The following is a 15,954-nucleotide window of genomic DNA, read 5'->3' on the forward strand; positions in this document are numbered from 1 at the left end:
TCAAGCGCCTATAAGTAATTAACCTAAAGTGATTTTTAGGTGATTAAGTCAATTTAATATTTTGAAATATAAATCCAAGCCTCTTTTCCCGATGTGGTAGTTGATAAAACTCTTTTGTAATTTGTGCTCAGGAGTTGATCGAGTTTAATCAATTGATCACCCAAAACTTCGTAAAGATTACCTTCAATTTTGTCTTGTGTAGATTTTTTAGCAATCGCTTGATGTTGAACAGTAAAGTCTTTGTGAAAACCTTCTATTTTATGCTTAGAATTTTCTATGGATACACCAAAGTTATCCAATTTTTCATCGATAGCTTCTAGCATTCCGTAATCGAAAACTAAATGCTTTTTATTCTTTTCAAATTGAATAATATTAGCTTTAATTTGCTGTAAGACAAGGTCTTTTGCCTCGGCATAGGAAATGCCATAAACTCTTTCAATTTTGTTTAAATGATCAGGATATTTAGAAAGTAAACTATCATAATAATCATTTAATCCCGCTTGATTAGGTAAATCATACCTTAATCTCAATTGAAATCTTCTAAGCAATGCAGAGTCAATAATGTCTAAGTGGTTGGTAGCGCAGACAAGAATAGCATGATGAGATAAATTATCGATTTGTTGAATAAAAGTATTCACCAAGCGCTGCATTTCTCCGGAATCTTCGCTGTTGTAATCTCTAATTTTTCCTAAAAAGTCGAATTCATCAATAAATAGAATCGCACGATCATTAGAAGCCTGACGAAAGACTTCGGAAAGATTTTTACCAGTTTCTCCGAGACGAGAGGAAACAAAACCACCCAAATTTAAAACGACAACTTTTTTGTTTAAAGCCAATCCCAAAGCATGTGCTGTAGCTGTTTTACCACAACCTGTATGTCCATGCAATAGAATTTTATTATCAATCGGAATATCATATTCTTTTAAGGCTGACTGATAATTAAATTCCTCAATTAATTGATTTAATTTTGCTCGATTTTCCTCAGATAAATAAAGTTCATCTAGCGATAAAACCTTTGTTTTTGTCTTCAGTGTCGTTTTGTGAAAAGACATAAGCTTGAATTATGATTTACTTGTTTTTGAAGCCCCAGCCAAACGTCTTCTGATTTCCTTCATTTCTGCCGGCGTTAATTCTCTATATTTTCCTAATGGAACATCTAATTCAATATTCATAATGCGATAGCGCTCAAGCTTCACAACTTTATTTCCGCAATATTCAGTCATACGACGAATTTGGCGGTTTAATCCTTGCGTTAAAATTATTCTGAATTGCTTTTCGCCTAATTGCTCTACAAAACATTTTTTGGTAACGGTGTCTAAAATCGGAACTCCATTGGACATTTTATTGATGAAGTTTTGATTGATTGGTTCTTTGGTGTAAACCATATATTCCTTTTCGTTCTCATTATCCGAACGCAAAATTTGATTTACAATATCACCATCGCTCGTCATTAAAATCAAGCCTTGACTATCTTTGTCTAGTCTCCCGATCGGGAAAATTCTCTCAGGATAATTAATATAATCTACGATATTATTTTTCTCTCTGCGCGTGTCCGTCGTACAAACAATACCACGAGGTTTATTGAATGCTAAATAAACATGCTGAACTTCGTCGTTTGGCGTAATTAATTTTCCATCTAATCTAACTTCATCGTTCATCGAAACCTTGCTTCCCATTTCTGCCTTAACGCCATTAATGGTTACGCGTCCTTCTTGAACATATTTGTCTGCAGCTCTTCTAGATGAATGTCCTACCTCGCTGAAAAACTTATTAATTCGAACTAATTTCTTTTCTTCCATACCTGAAAAATTACGCTGTTATTTAACCTTTAAATATTGAATTTCTAGGTTAAAATATATTCGCCGAAGTTAAGAAAAAACCAGCTAGTAGAGAAAAACATAAGTTTTGGGTATTATTACTAATCAGTCTAATTCTTGAATATAATATAACTTCCTGAAATTCTTTATTTAATACTATATTTACTAACTATATTTTGAATGAATTTGCTTTAAAAAATGAGCAAGATTTATCAAACATTTTATCCTAACATGCAACCTAATCAAACTAACTTAAAACTTAATATTCCTAAGCCTCAAGAAATGGCTCCTGATCAAATGGCGTTCAGGCGAGGAGACGATTCAAGTTTAGCTATTGAGTATCTTGAAAAAGGCATTAGTATTTTAATTTTTGACTATTACCATGATGGGATTTTGCTTTTAAAAAGCATTCATGATTATCTGCAACAAAAGCTTCCTAATAAAAGTTTTAATGATCAAAGAATATATCGATCTAAATATCAGCAGTTATCAAATTTACTTTTGGTTGAGGTCAAAAACTCAAAATTAAACTTAAAGAAAGCTCCAGAAATAGGTTGGTTAAAAAGGTTTTACCCGAATCAATCAAGCTTTTTGCTTTCTTTTCCACAGGTGCAAGGCTTAAATAGTTCTTGGCAGTGGTATAAAAATGGTATTCAAATTCCTGTTTTAAAGAAAAGAATTCATCCGTTTTATGGTGTTTATTTTCCGACAAGATTTGAGCATTTAATTCTATTTGATGATTGGGTTAAAAACTATAAAGGTCCAAAGGAATCAGCCATAGATGTAGGTGTTGGTTGTGGGGTTTTATCCTTACAACTGCTTCAATCCGGTTTTGAAAAAGTATATGGTACAGATATTAATCCCAACGCGATTTATGGATTAGAAGAAGTGATTGAACGGCAAAATTTACATGGAAAGCTTCATTTAGATTTTGCTAATTTATTCGGGCAATGGGAAGAGCCCACAGAATTGATTGTTTTTAATCCACCTTGGTTGCCGGCGCCTTTTGATTTAGAAGGAATAGATGAAGCGATTTATTATGATCAAGATTTATTTCCAAACTTCTTTAGAGAAGCTAGAAAGCGTCTATTGCCGAATGGGAAATTACTTTTAATTTTCTCGAATTTGGCACAAATAACGAATGTTACTACATCGCATCCAATTTTAGAGGAAATAGAAAATGGAGGTAGATTTGAATTTGTTAAATGCTATACAAAAACCGTAAAGGCTGCTTCTAGCAAAACAAAACGAAATGCTCATTGGCGCGCTGCAGAAGAAGTTGAGCTTTGGGAATTAAAACCCATTTAACGACTAACTTTTCCTGGTTTTCCGGCTTGTAAGCCCATATAGAGTTTAACGAGTGCCACTATCATTAAAAATAGTAGCGGATAATTCCATGATTTGGTAAAGTCAAAAATACTTCCAATTAAAATCGGACCTGTAGCTGCAATGAAATACCCAACTGATTGCGCCATTCCAGAGAGTTCTGTTGCAGTTTCGGTGTCGCGAGCACGCAATACTAAGAATAAAAGAGCAAGTCCAAAGCATCCGCCTAAAACATAGCCAATCATCGAAATCCAAAGCCATTGTAACCCAAATTGAGGGAGTAACAAGCCAATGATGCTTAAAACTTCCATTGCAACTAGAAATATGACTAAAGATTGTTGATTCGACCTTTTTCCAGCAATGAAAGGAATGGTTAAAGATCCTAATATTCCGGTAGCTTGTGATAAAGAGAGCATCCATCCTGCCGACTCATGGTCGTAGCCACGACTAATCAATAAATCGGGTAGCCAAGCCAATATTACGTAAAAGGTAAAAGATTGTAAACCCATAAACATTGCAACATTCCAAGCAAGGCGTTGGCCTAACATGTTTTTAATGGCTTGAATAGGATTTCTATTGGATTTAACTCTTTTTAAACGCCAAAGTTGTGGTGTCCAAAGTAGTAAAGCTAGAAACGAAACAATCGCCCAAACTTGTAGAGAGCCTTGCCAATTGAGTTGGTAATCTCTTGCTAAGGGAACGCTAATACCTGCGGCTAGTGCAGCACCGATTCCCATCATTCCAGAGTATAAACTTGTGATTAAACCTGCGTTGTTGGGAAAGTTTTGTTTGGTAAGAGAGGGTAGGAGAACGTTACCAAAAGCTATCGCGATTCCTAATAAAAATGTTCCGATGTACAAAGCAGGAAGCCAATCCAATGAGCGGATTAAAATTCCAGTGGTTAGTAGAATTAAAGCAAGAAATAGAACGCGTCCTATGCCTAATTTTTTAGTGAAAAATGCCGCCGAAATAGAAACAAAACAAAACGCAGCCAATGGGAGCGTGGTCAATAAACCCAACATGAAATTACTCAATCCGGTAGCTTCTCTTATGTCATCTACTAATGGACCTAGACTTGCCAATGCAGGTCTAAGATTAAAGGCTATCAACAGAATTCCAGCGAGTAAAAGAGCTGTGTTTCTTTTATTTGATTTTATGTTTTGCTCCAATTTTAAAGTTTAAATAACTAGAAAAAATTAAACCATACCTTTTAAAGTATGGTTTAAATATATTTTTAAATCTTATTTATAATTAAGCCTCTTCAGCCCAATTCAAACGATCTGAATTGTTGAACTGCCATGGTGCTCCGTTATTTTCAACGTTTTGCATCATTAAGTTTAATTCCATTGGCGCTGCAGATTCTTCCATCACCAAATATCTACGAATATCCATAATGATTGATAATGGATCGATATTCACTGGACAAGCTTGAACACATGCATTACAAGAAGTACAAGCCCAAATTTCTTCTGCAGAAATGTAATCTCCAATTAATTTTTTACCATCGTCTACAAACTTTCCGTTGTTCTTGTCGATGTTAGCTCCAACATCTTCTAAACGATCTCTCGTATCCATCATAATCTTACGCGGAGAAAGTTTTTTACCTGTTAAGTTCGCAGGACATTCAGAAGTACAACGACCACATTCTGTACAAGTATAAGCGTTAAGTAACTGAACTTTATTTAAATCAAAGACGTCTTTAGCTCCGAAAGTTTCAGGCTCAGCCATTTCTGCTCCTGGTGCTGGCGCTGCAAAAGGATCAGCATTTGGATCCATCATTAACTTAACCTCAGAAGTAACACTTGCTAAGTTATCTAACTCACCCTTTGGTCGTAATTTTGCAAACCAAACATTCGGGAAAGCTGATAAAATATGGAAGTGTTTTGAATAGTATAAGTAGTTTAAGAAGAATAAAACTCCTAAAATATGCATCCACCAGAATACTCTTTCCATCACCTGAAGAGTTCCAATTCCGAAAGAATCAAAGAAGAAAAATAAATTCTTAGAAACAGGGAAAGCACCTGCTAGTGCAACATCTTGTTTAGCGTGTGCATAGTAATCTGCGGCATTCATCCCAAGGAATAAAACCATTAAAGCAAACTCGATGTATAGAATATAGTTCGCATCGTTTTTAGGCCAACCTTTCATTTCTGGTTTCCAAAAACGTTGAAGTTTGTGAATATTTCTTCTTACCCAGAATGCTCCAACCGCAATGATAACCAAGAGTGCTAAGATTTCGAAAGAACCGATTAAGAAATCATAGAATCCACCCAAAAATGAGAAAACACGATGTGTTCCGAATAAACCATCGATGATGATTTCTAACATTTCTAAGTTGATGATTATAAAACCAACGTAAACCAAAATATGTAAGAAACCAGCAATAGGTCTAACTACCATTTTGCTTTGTCCTAGAGCAACACGTGCCATTAGAGCCCATCTAGATTCAGGATCATCTGTTCTATCGATAGGTCGTCCGAGATTAATATTTCTAAAAATCTTTCTTACGTTATAAATAAAAAATCCAACACCGCTGATTAATGCGATGAGAAAAAACATTTGTGATAGATGGGTAAGACTTGTCATGGTTCTATTTCTACGTTAACTGAAGTTTCACTATTCTCTTCTTTAACCTCTACTTTTTTAGGTTCTTTGTATTTCTTGCCAAATACAGAAAATTGAACATATCGATCTGGGCGCTCTTTGAGATCGCTCATTAATATATTTAAATTTTCGGCTGTACTATTAAGATTATTATACAATTGAGGATCATTAATAATTTTATTTAATGTTCCTTCAGAAGATTCAAGTCGTTTTAAAGTTGAGCTAAGAGCTGTGGTTGCTTCATTAATCTCGTTCAACGTTTTTTCGATATTAGCTTCATTAATTTTATCTGCCACTTCACCATATTTCTTGATGGTGGAATTAGAAGTTCCAACTAATACACGCGTATCTTGAGTTAGACCTTCAATACTTTTATTGGCATTAGAGATTAATACATCGGTATTATCAGATGTTTCTTTCAGTGAATTAGCCGTTTGTCCCATGGCATAAATCGTAGCATCCAGTTGTCTTAAAACTGATTTCAAACTCTGGTTGGTTTCTTCATCTGCCATAGATCCAAAGCGATCTAATGCCGAATTTAGAGTAACTAATACACTGTCAATTCTACTTTGTGTAGGTGCTAACTTATTGGAAAGCATAGTCATTAAAGACTGATTGTTCGCTGAAACCAAGGTGTCACCACTTTTTGCTAATCTACCATCATAGCTGAGGTTTAATTTAATCATTTTACCAGCCATAAGCCCTGGCTCATAAATTTCAGCCACAGAATTTACGGTAAAATCTAGATCTTGTTCTATGACCATCTTCACGATAAAGTAAATACTGTCATTACCTTCTTTAATGATAATATCCTCTACACGTCCGACTTTTAAGCCATTCACGTTCACGGGTTTGGTGGGTAAAAGTCCATCCACATCGTGATAGGTAGCATATACCACCTTTCCAGAGGTGAACAAATTTTCACCTTGCAAAAATTTGAACAGCCAATAAAAGGCGACAATCGATAGAATCGCAACTACACCTATTTTAAGTTCTTTAGATATTTTCAAACGTTAGCTTTTATTCAAACAAATATAATTAATTTAATATGACTCAAGAACTATAATTTGAATAACTTGAGTATTAAACAGCAATTATACAATTTAGGCTCATTCAAAATAAATGACCAAACGTGTAAAAAATTGAGATGTAAATTTGGTTTTAAAGATTGAAAACGATTAAGTTATTCCTTTTTACCTTCTTTAAAACGTACAATAAACGCATCAGCGAATCCTCTTGTTTTAATGTTCGGAAGATCTTTTCTCGCTTCGTCTTCAGTTTTGTACCAACCATAGAAATACTTGTATAAACCGTTGTCAACGATTTTATCCACCGGCTTTACACCCTTCATCTGCGGAGCTTGAGCATCATAATTTCGCTGTGAAGTTAGTATTTGAATTCTATAACCTTCTGTGGGAGTTTTGTCTGCTTTATCAACTTTCTTTGCATTATCCTTTTTAGCCCCACCGTCGTTTTTGGTATCGATTTCTACCACAAAAGCGTCTGGGAATCCAGCTCTTTTTACCCTTTGTAGGTTTCGATCACGTTGAGAAGCAAATGAAGTTGGGCCAAAGTAATATTTATAAACCTTTCCATCTTTTAAGATTTCACTTGGCGTGATTCCTTTTAACTGTGGAGCAGTAGCTCTATACTTTCTAGAAGAAGTTAAGAATTGAATTTTAAACAATTTCCCAGGTACTGGTTTTTCAACTTCTTTTTTAGCAGTTTCTTTTTGTTTGGTTTGTTTTGGTGCTTTTTCACTAATAGGATTTCCACGTTTGATATCCCACTCTTTTTTATATTCTTTGAAAGCATTAAAGATAGATTCAGCTGTTTTTTTCTGACCATCTAAAGAAGCTAAATAAGTACCTTCTTCTGGGTTGGTAATAAAACCAAGTTCAATTAAAACAGATGGTGTTGCGGTTTGCCATAAAACCAAGAACCCTGCTTGTTTTACACCACGACTTTTTCTTTTGTCCTTATTGACAAAGTTTTTCTCAACTTTCTCTGCGAATTTTAAACTATTATCTAAGTAGATATTCTGCATTAAGGTTAGACCAATCACAGATTCTGGCGAAGTAGGGTCAAAACCTTCATATCGCTCCTCATGATTTTCCTCTAATAGAATTACGGAGTTTTCTTTTTTTACAATATTAAAATTAGCGCTTGATCTATGGTCTTCTGTTCCTAAAACAAAGGTTTCTGAACCATAAGCGCCAGGTCTTGCAGAATTACAATGAATAGAGATAAAAAAGTCAGCGTCTGCTTTGTTTGCAATATTTGCGCGCTCATGTAACTCCAAAAATCGGTCATCGCGACGAGTATAAATCACTTCAACTTCATTTTTGTAGTGATCTTCTATTAGTTTACCTAATCTTTGAGTAACTTCTAAGTTAATTACTTTCTCATTTTTTACTACACCTTTCGCCCCTGGGTCATGACCGCCATGCCCTGCATCTAATACCAATACAAACTTATCGGTCTTCTTTTGAGCATAGAAAGTTTGTTGCATTCCTATGAAAAATAAAAAGAAAATAATGAGTTTGATGTTAATATCCGTTATTCTATTCATTATGGGAGTAAATTTTTATTATTTTTGACGCTTCAATTATTGCAAAATTAAGCATTGTAATTTGGCATTTAACGATTTTAATATCAGCATTCGTATATTTTTTCTACTATTTTTCAACATTGTGCTTGCACAAGTTGAGACGATCGATACCTCTGTATCCAAAAATGATACCGTTACAATCATTCAACCTATAGTGAAAACCGATGTTGACGCTGCCAATGATACGGTAAAAAAAGAAAGATTGCAAGGCATTTTGGATTATGATTCTTATGATCAATACCACGATTATAAAAATCAGCATACTTACTTGGTAACGGATGCGATAGTTAAATACCTTGACATGGAAATCCAGGCAGATTATATTGATATCAATTGGAATACAGGTGATATCTATGCTGTTGGAAAAGAAGATTCCTTAGGAAACATAGTCGAACCAAGTAAGTTTAGACAAGGAAATAAGGAGATTGAATACAATAGTTTCAGCTTTAATATTAATACCAAAAGAGGAAAAGCCTTTAATGTAAGAACCGAAGAAAGTATGGGTTCTGATCAAGGAGTTATAATTGCTGGTGTGGTTAAACAATACAACGATTCGGTCTCTGGAATGCGAAAAGTGGCTTATACTACAGATACTTATTTTATTCAAAGAAAGGATTCTATTGCTGATTATCATATGGAGGCGGAAATCGCTAAGTATATGCAAGGCAAGGATAAGAAAGTGGTGACGGGTCCGATCGTAATGAAGATTTATGAAGTAACAACTCCTTTAGCTCTGCCATTTGCATTTTTACCTATGGGTGATAATCGAAGCGCGGGTATTTTGTTGCCAAGTTTTGGAGAAAGAGAAGAAGTAGGATTCTATTTACAAGGCGCTGGTTTCTATCTTCCGATTGGAGATTATATGGATATTTCTTTAACAGGAGATGTCTATACCAGAGGAAGTTTAGGACTTCATGCCATGTCTCAGTATTTAAAACGATATAGCTTCTCCGGTAATTTTAGTTTTGATTGGGAGAAAAGAGTTACAGGAATTAAAGGTTTAGATGATTATAATAAATCAACTAACTATAGATTAGCTTGGAGTCATCGTCAGGATCCGAAAGCGAATCCGAATTTAATTTTTAGTGCGAATGTAAACTTTATGAGTTCTAAATTCTATCGCGAAGGGATTAGTAATTATGGTATATCCTCTGGAAACTACCTTCAAAATAATGTTAACTCATCTATCTCGATAAATAAGAATTTCCCGAATTCACCATTTAGTGCGTCATTAACAGTTTCTCATAGCCAGAACACAAATAATAATTCTGATCAACAAGGAAACGCTACTTTTCAATTGCCGCAGTTAACAGTGAACATGAGTAATATTTATCCGTTTGCTCCAAAAACTGGTTCTAAGAAAGGTTTATGGCAAAGCATCGGGATGAATTATAATTTTAATTTACAAAACACACTGTACACCACAGAGGATGATTTGTTTAGCTCGCGCATGTTTGATAATGCTAAAAATGGAGCAAGACATAATTTTAGTTTTAATACAGGTACAACAATTTTTAAATATTTCCCATTAAGTTTTAATGCAGGCTACGAAGAAGTTTGGACTTTACACACCATTCGTAAGCAATACGATGATTTGACCAATAGCGTATTTGAGGAGCGTGTAAATGGATTCGATTCTTATAGAACTTTTAATTTAGGAACTGGAATTAGTACGACACTTTATGGTCAGGCTAACTTTGGGACCGCAGATGATGATAAAATGATTAAGGCGATCAGACATATGATTTCACCTCGTGTTAGTTTTAATTATCGTCCAGACTTTAGTACAGATGAATGGGGATATTATGATGCTTTCATTAATGGAGAAGGAGAGGAGATTCGCTATTCTTATTTTGATGGAGGTATATATGGTGCTCCATCGCAAGGTTTATCTCAAAGTTTGAGTATTGGGATTAACAATAACCTTGAGATGAAGATTAGAAGTAAATCAGACTCTACAGGAATTGAGAAAATTAAAATCTTTGAGAGTTTTAATATTTCAACTGGATATAACTTTGCAGCGGATAGTCTTAAATTAAGTCCTATTAGCATTAATGGTAGAACCAGCTTGTTTAAAAATAAAATGGGCATCAGCTTTAGAGCTACGGTTGATCCATATAAAAACTTAGTTAACGATGAATTTCCTAATGGTAAACGCATCGACGAATTAGGTAAATTTAGATTTACCACAATGGGGGTTAGGTTAAATTATAACTTAACAGAGGCATTGTTTGGAGAGCGTGAAATGGATTACGAAAAACGCGGTAGAATACGATATGAGGATTATTATTTTGATGATGATAACTATGCTCAATTTTTGACGCCATGGTCCTTAGCGGTGGATTTAACCCATACCAGAACGATGTCTCTAACAGATGAAGTTAGAAATACAACTTCCGTGGGATTACGTGGTAGTATATCTCCAACGCCTCATTGGGCGTTTAGCGGGAGAACATCTTTAGACGTTCAGAAGATGGATTTTGCAGGAACTTACTTTACTTTTTCGAGAGATCTCCGTAGTTTCGTGATAGATTTTAGTATGAATCCATTCGGACAATACAAAACCTGGAATTTCTTTATTGGTATTAAAGCAAACTTCTTGAGAGATGCTGTTAAGTACGAGGAAAGAGAGTTTAATTCAAGAACAAATACATTTTAAAAACATAAGATTATGAAACATATCAACACACCAAATGCGCCGGCAGCGATTGGTCCTTATAGCCACGCAGTAGTAGTAAACGGAATGGTTTATACTTCTGGACAGGTAGCTATGAATCCAGAAACAAAAGAACTAGTGACAAGTGGTGTTGCAGACGAGACTCATCAAGTAATGAAGAATTTAGAAGCTATCTTGAAAGAAGTTGGAACTTCATTCGACAAAGTAATTAAAGCCACTATCTTCTTGCAAAATATGGATGATTTTCCAACAGTAAATGAGATTTATGGATCTTACTTAACAGAAGGAAAATTCCCTGCACGTGAAACGGTTCAGGTTGCTAGATTACCTAGAAACGTGAATGTTGAAATATCAATGATTGCTTTAGTATAATGTGGGTTAGAAATACATTGGCCATATTAGCAGGATTAGCCGTAGCCATGACTCTCATTATGTTGGCGATTACAGCCAATAAAGTGTGGTTTGATGAGCTAGACAATATTGTTTTGTCTCAAAAAGGCGATGTCTTCTATTATTGGCAAAGAGTGATCAAACAAGCGCCTACCAACTTCTTCATAGCACTATTGGTCTCCTGTGGTGTTGGAGCAACGATTGGTGGTGTTGTGACTGCCTATTTAGTCGAAAATGCTAGACAAGCTTATGCTTTGTTTTTAGGTTTAATTTTATTCTTAATGGCGGTTGCTGACATTATCATCTTTACCGATCATCCAACATGGTATGAAATCGGATTGTTCATTATTTTCTTTCCGTTCTCTTGGTTAGGAGGTAAGATTGTAGATGAATTAATGAAGAATAAATTAATGCCCAACGATAAATAAAGGGGCTTTTAAAATATAGGTCTATTGAACTGCGATAGACTTTCGTTTATAGATTTTCACGCTCTTATCGGGCGTGAATTCTTTTTCTAGAGTAAAGTATTTCTCTAAACTATTTTTATAATAGTCGAATACAATAGAATCCCCACGCAATTGATTTCTATCCTCATCGACTATAATAAAGTTAGGTTTCTTAACTTCTAAAATATATTTGAGCTCACTCAATGGATCACTTTGAATGTTCTCTACATGTTCAAAAGTGGTTTCTCTCACTAGATTAGAAGGGTGCATTGTAATGGCCGTAGGAGACATGGTGTTTAAGATCCAATAGCCAATATGTTCATTGAGATAGAAAGAGTTTTTTGGAAGTTCAGTTCCGTAATGCTCCATTAAATAATGAGCTGTATTATAACCTTCGCCATTATATAATCTATCGTATTTTTTCTTAGAATCTACCACAGTGGCAATTTCTAAATAGGACTCCATAGGTAGCAAAATAAACAAAGCGATGATGAGTTTTGGAGCAATTTTATTAAACTTCTTAGGAAAAGGAATCTTAGAAATTAATCCAACAAAAATTATTAATAAAAATGGAAAAACCTGAATCAAATAATGTCCATTTACTTTTCCACTTATTAGGAACATAATGGCTTGTCCGAAAAGCATGCTGAGTAATAAGTAGAAATTAAATCGATTCTCTTTAGATCGAATAAATTTATATGCTAAACCACAAAGTAACGCAACTGCCAGAATAAGAGGTAGCGTTTTTAAAGTTTGTTTTGATGCGGCGCTATAAGCGATAGAAGCATCAATTACAGAGGTTTTAATTAACGCTAATTGATCGGTGAGGATGTAAGGAAGTAAACTTAAAATAACGGCTAGAATGCTTCCAATGCTTAAAAAGATACCTTTCTTAATTCCAGCTTTGTTTAATCCAGCATGTAGACAAACAAAAGCATTCACAAAGAAAATAGCATAAGCTAGATTAAGTCTAAAATTAATCGCTAAACCAAATAAAAAACCAGCTAAAATTAAGTTCTTAGTAGTGTGTTTTTTGGTTAAATATAGCATTCCTAGCACTAAGGGAAGGGCTGCTAAATGTTCTGACATTACGCCCTGCATGGCACCAAACAAACTCAATAAATAGATCGTTAATAAGCCAACAAAGAAGCTAGCTATTTTATCTAAATAAGCTCGACTTAATTTATATGAGTAAAATGCTGTGAGTGCAACCACTAAACTTCCGGCAGCGCGAATGGCTATCATACTTTTTCCGAAAACAGCTATGATTCCTGCGAAAAAGTAAAAAACCATAGGTGGTTTCAAATCCCAATATTTGGTATAAGGTAGATAACCATCAACCAAAGCTTGTCCCATTAATATAAAGGTGCTTTCGTCGTGGTCTACATAATCCCGAAAAAAGAATGGGAATCGAATTAAAAACGCTACAACAACAAAAATTAATAAAATTTGAAGCGGAGAAAGTTTAGATATTCTGCTCCACATATTTTATCGCGTAAATACTAATAAGTCGTCGGTAGAAAGATTGTCGTCGTAAGCATAGCCCATTCCGTCAAATTTCTTTAAGTCATCTAATGAATTAGCTTTCGTTTTAGCACAATATAAAGCCATTTCACCTCTCGCTTTTTTGAAGTAAACCGTGATTTGTTTTAACTCTCCATTTCTGAAGTCTTTAAACTTAACATCAATCCATTTTCCTTTCATTTTATCTCTATCTAAAACAGAAATATATTCTTTGCTCGAAAGGTCTAATAGAAGTTCATCTTCTGCAATCTGATCATTCACATAAGACGTGATTTTATCCGTCCAAAATTCATATAGATTGTTGTGTTTACCAACTTTTAGGTCAGTTCCCATTTCTAATCGATAGGGCATTACAGCATCTGTGATTCTTAAGGCGCCATACAAACCTGATAAGATAATTAGGTTTTCCTGGAAATACTTAATTTCTTCTTTGTTAAGTTGGCTATCTCTCAAGCCTCTATAGACCTCGCCGTCGAACATCCAAGCGGCAGGATAAACATTATCTCCTTTAGTTTGAGCCTTCCATGAGTGATTTCTTTCGTAGTTTAAAGCAGCTAAATCGCTCGATATTTTTTGTAAATTTTGAAGTTTACGAGGAGATTTCTTGCTCAAACTCTCCATGACAATTTTTGCATCTTCTAAGAACTTAGGCGTGCTAAGTTCGGTTGGAATTTCATACTCTTTTTCATTCAATCGCTTCGCTGGTGAAAGAAATATTTTCATGGTTTCAATTTTGGTTAAAGATAATCAACATCAAGCCTCAAAGCAAACTTATTCGATCATCTTGTGTTATATATAAATCTAGTTTGTAGATGTTTTAATGGAATGAGATTAAATTTAAAACAATAAAAAACCGCAACTCATAAAATTGCGGTTTTTATTATAATCAATCACTAATTAAACGTTATACATTTTCTCGTAATAATCATGTGCCATTCTATCAGAATCGAAGAAAGGTACAACCTCGGTCATAGCGTCCATAACTTTCTTATACCATCCTTTTGAATCATCATAATATAATGGAATGATTTCGTTTTCTAATACTTTATATAAGTTATCTAAATCTTGTTGATCTTGCTCAAAAATAGGAAGCGTATGATCTACAATTGGTAAAACAAATGAACAATCAGGGCTCATTTCGTGGAATTCTCTAATCCAACCATCATTTGTAGATAGGTTTAAAGATCCATTCATAGCTGCTGTCATACCACTCGTTCCAGAAGCCTCTCTGGTAACTCGTGGGTTGTTTAACCAAATATCTGAACCGTCTTTTAATAACTTAGAAAGTGCTAATTCATATCCAGCTAAAACAGCCATGTTTTTAAGCCCGAAGCTCATCTCAACTAATGAATCATACTGTCTGATGGCATTATAATCCATTGGATAAGGCTTACCAGCAAAAATAATTTGAACTGGTTTTTCAGTATTGTTTAATAACTTTTCAAAACGAGCATAATCTCTTGTGATTAAATCAGCGCGCTTATAACCCGCAAATCTTCTTGCCCAAACAATCGTTAAAACGTCTTCGTCAAACCATTTACCTGTTTGATCCGCAACTTCTTTAAATAATTCTCTTTTTAGTTCTTTTTTGCGAGTAACTAAGTTTTTAGCATTCTTTTTAGCTCTAGCTTGTTCCAATCTATCATCTGCCCAATACAATTTGTTTTGAGAATTGGTAACATGATCGATTTCGCAAATACCTTCGTATTTCCCCCACATACCACGAGAAACTTCACCGTGTAATTTAGAAACCCCATTAGCTTTTCTAGCTAAACGTAACGCAACTAATGAATGGTTGAATTCATCGTCGTGGATACCAGAAACAGCTCTCACGTCTTCTAATGACATTCCATTGAAGAAGCCCATTTGGTCTAAATCATGGATATTGTGTTTTTCGTTTCCAGCCTCTTCTGGAGTATGTGTAGTGAAAACTAATTTTTCTCTTAATTTTTCCTGTCCCATTTTTGGTAACCAGTGGAAAACAGCGGATAATGCATGAGCTTCATTGAAGTGGTAAACTTCTGGATCGTAATTTAACTCATCTAATAATTTAGCTCCACCGATTCCTAACACCATACTTTGTGCAATTTTGGCTTTAGGGTCAGAATCATACAATTTAAATGTAGTAGATCTTGCCAAGAAGTCATTTTCAGGAACATCTGTACTTAATAAGAATAAAGGCACAGTACCGAATTGTTTAGGATCTAAGTAATAAGCTTTCACCCAAACTGGATGTCCTGCAATATTAATCGTGAACTTAATGTCGGTGTCTTGTAAGAAATGATAAATCTTTTCTTGGAACAAAGCACCCATTTTTCTGTCCTCTTTTTTAAATTGGTCATAATAACCATACTTCCATAAGATACCAATTCCAATTAAGTTTTGTTTCGTATCATAAGCAGATCTCATGTGAGAACCCGCTAGGAAACCTAAACCTCCAGAATAAATCTTTAAACTTTGGTCGATACCGTATTCCATACAGAAATAAACAGCAGACTTTTTATATTTAGCGTCGAATTTATACGGATGTTGAAATGCTTTAGGCAATTTACTCATGTT

At 34.6% G+C, this 15,954-nt stretch carries 13 protein-coding genes; 4 read left to right on the forward strand and 9 right to left on the reverse strand.

Annotated elements, in window-relative coordinates; all coding sequences use genetic code 11:
• Positions 1-53: 53 nt before the first annotated feature.
• Both NLM59_RS08845 and NLM59_RS08850 read right to left on the reverse strand, forming a co-directional pair.
• Positions 54-1,052 carry an AAA family ATPase gene (locus tag NLM59_RS08845; RefSeq protein ID WP_304417415.1) on the reverse strand — a complete coding sequence of 333 codons (999 nt, stop codon included), beginning with the start codon at positions 1,050-1,052 and terminating at the stop codon, positions 54-56.
• Between the two features lie 9 nt (positions 1,053-1,061).
• Positions 1,062-1,799, reverse strand: a complete 738-nt coding sequence (locus NLM59_RS08850; RefSeq protein WP_304417416.1) for a pseudouridine synthase — start codon at positions 1,797-1,799, stop codon at positions 1,062-1,064.
• Between the two features lie 216 nt (positions 1,800-2,015).
• On the opposite strand from NLM59_RS08850, the gene NLM59_RS08855 reads away from it, so the two are divergent.
• Entirely contained in the window at positions 2,016-3,125 is a 1,110-nt protein-coding gene (locus tag NLM59_RS08855) for a methyltransferase (RefSeq protein ID WP_304417417.1), read from the forward strand.
• On the opposite strand, the gene NLM59_RS08860 is transcribed toward NLM59_RS08855, so the two are convergent.
• The 4 genes from NLM59_RS08860 to NLM59_RS08875 all read right to left on the reverse strand — a co-directional run bounded on the left by NLM59_RS08860 (position 3,122) and on the right by NLM59_RS08875 (position 8,319).
• On the reverse strand, positions 3,122-4,312 hold the full coding sequence (locus tag NLM59_RS08860; protein ID WP_304417418.1) for a CynX/NimT family MFS transporter: 1,191 nt from the start codon (positions 4,310-4,312) through the stop codon (positions 3,122-3,124). The genes NLM59_RS08855 and NLM59_RS08860 overlap by 4 nt on opposite strands.
• An 82-nt stretch (positions 4,313-4,394) precedes the next feature.
• The gene (locus NLM59_RS08865; protein WP_304417419.1) at positions 4,395-5,729 is read right to left on the reverse strand and encodes a (Fe-S)-binding protein; all 1,335 of its coding nucleotides are present in this window, start codon (positions 5,727-5,729) and stop codon (positions 4,395-4,397) included.
• Positions 5,726-6,757, reverse strand: a complete 1,032-nt coding sequence (locus NLM59_RS08870; RefSeq protein WP_304417420.1) for an MlaD family protein — start codon at positions 6,755-6,757, stop codon at positions 5,726-5,728. The genes NLM59_RS08865 and NLM59_RS08870 overlap by 4 nt, the downstream gene beginning before the upstream one ends.
• A gap of 173 nt (positions 6,758-6,930) precedes the next feature.
• A complete protein-coding gene (locus NLM59_RS08875; protein WP_304417421.1) occupies positions 6,931-8,319 on the reverse strand; it encodes an N-acetylmuramoyl-L-alanine amidase in 1,389 nt (462 codons plus the stop codon).
• 61 nt (positions 8,320-8,380) lie between these two features.
• Between NLM59_RS08875 and NLM59_RS08880 the strand changes: the two genes are divergently transcribed.
• From NLM59_RS08880 to NLM59_RS08890, 3 genes are read left to right on the forward strand one after another with little or no spacing between them, the layout of a single operon-like run.
• On the forward strand, positions 8,381-11,017 hold the full coding sequence (locus NLM59_RS08880) for a putative LPS assembly protein LptD (protein ID WP_304417422.1): 2,637 nt from the start codon (positions 8,381-8,383) through the stop codon (positions 11,015-11,017).
• A gap of 12 nt (positions 11,018-11,029) precedes the next feature.
• Positions 11,030-11,407: a RidA family protein gene (locus tag NLM59_RS08885; RefSeq protein ID WP_304417423.1), complete on the forward strand. Its 378-nt coding sequence runs from the start codon at positions 11,030-11,032 to the stop codon at positions 11,405-11,407.
• Entirely contained in the window at positions 11,407-11,853 is a 447-nt protein-coding gene (locus tag NLM59_RS08890) for a hypothetical protein (protein ID WP_304417424.1), read from the forward strand. Before NLM59_RS08885 ends, NLM59_RS08890 begins: the two co-directional genes overlap by 1 nt.
• Positions 11,854-11,874: 21 nt before the next feature.
• Here NLM59_RS08890 and NLM59_RS08895 read toward each other — a convergent pair whose 3' ends face one another.
• The 3 genes from NLM59_RS08895 to glgP form a co-directional block, all read right to left on the reverse strand.
• A complete protein-coding gene (locus NLM59_RS08895) occupies positions 11,875-13,356 on the reverse strand; it encodes an ArnT family glycosyltransferase (protein ID WP_304417425.1) in 1,482 nt (493 codons plus the stop codon).
• Between the two features lie 3 nt (positions 13,357-13,359).
• Complete coding sequence (locus tag NLM59_RS08900; RefSeq protein ID WP_304417426.1) at positions 13,360-14,118, reverse strand: YaaA family protein; 759 nt, start codon at positions 14,116-14,118, stop codon at positions 13,360-13,362.
• Positions 14,119-14,292: 174 nt separating this feature from the next.
• Complete coding sequence (gene glgP / locus NLM59_RS08905) at positions 14,293-15,951, reverse strand: alpha-glucan family phosphorylase (protein ID WP_304417427.1); 1,659 nt, start codon at positions 15,949-15,951, stop codon at positions 14,293-14,295.
• Positions 15,952-15,954: the final 3 nt, after the last annotated feature.

It is taken from the genome of Profundicola chukchiensis (genome assembly GCF_029664245.1).
GTDB classification, from domain to species: domain Bacteria; phylum Bacteroidota; class Bacteroidia; order Flavobacteriales; family Weeksellaceae; genus Profundicola; species Profundicola chukchiensis.

Excerpts from the sequence above, each read along its gene's own strand:
- NLM59_RS08885 (WP_304417423.1), top strand. The coding sequence starts at position 11,030 with ATGAAACATATCAACACACCAAATGCGCCGGCAGCGATTGGTCCTTAT.
- NLM59_RS08890 (WP_304417424.1), top strand. The coding sequence starts at position 11,407 with ATGTGGGTTAGAAATACATTGGCCATATTAGCAGGATTAGCCGTAGCC.
- NLM59_RS08900 (WP_304417426.1), bottom strand. The coding sequence starts at position 14,118 with ATGAAAATATTTCTTTCACCAGCGAAGCGATTGAATGAAAAAGAGTAT.
- NLM59_RS08850 (WP_304417416.1), bottom strand. The coding sequence starts at position 1,799 with ATGGAAGAAAAGAAATTAGTTCGAATTAATAAGTTTTTCAGCGAGGTA.
- NLM59_RS08845 (WP_304417415.1), bottom strand. The coding sequence starts at position 1,052 with ATGTCTTTTCACAAAACGACACTGAAGACAAAAACAAAGGTTTTATCG.
- NLM59_RS08855 (WP_304417417.1), top strand. The coding sequence starts at position 2,016 with ATGAGCAAGATTTATCAAACATTTTATCCTAACATGCAACCTAATCAA.
- glgP (WP_304417427.1), bottom strand. The coding sequence starts at position 15,951 with ATGAGTAAATTGCCTAAAGCATTTCAACATCCGTATAAATTCGACGCT.
- NLM59_RS08875 (WP_304417421.1), bottom strand. The coding sequence starts at position 8,319 with ATGAATAGAATAACGGATATTAACATCAAACTCATTATTTTCTTTTTA.
- NLM59_RS08865 (WP_304417419.1), bottom strand. The coding sequence starts at position 5,729 with ATGACAAGTCTTACCCATCTATCACAAATGTTTTTTCTCATCGCATTA.
- NLM59_RS08895 (WP_304417425.1), bottom strand. The coding sequence starts at position 13,356 with ATGTGGAGCAGAATATCTAAACTTTCTCCGCTTCAAATTTTATTAATT.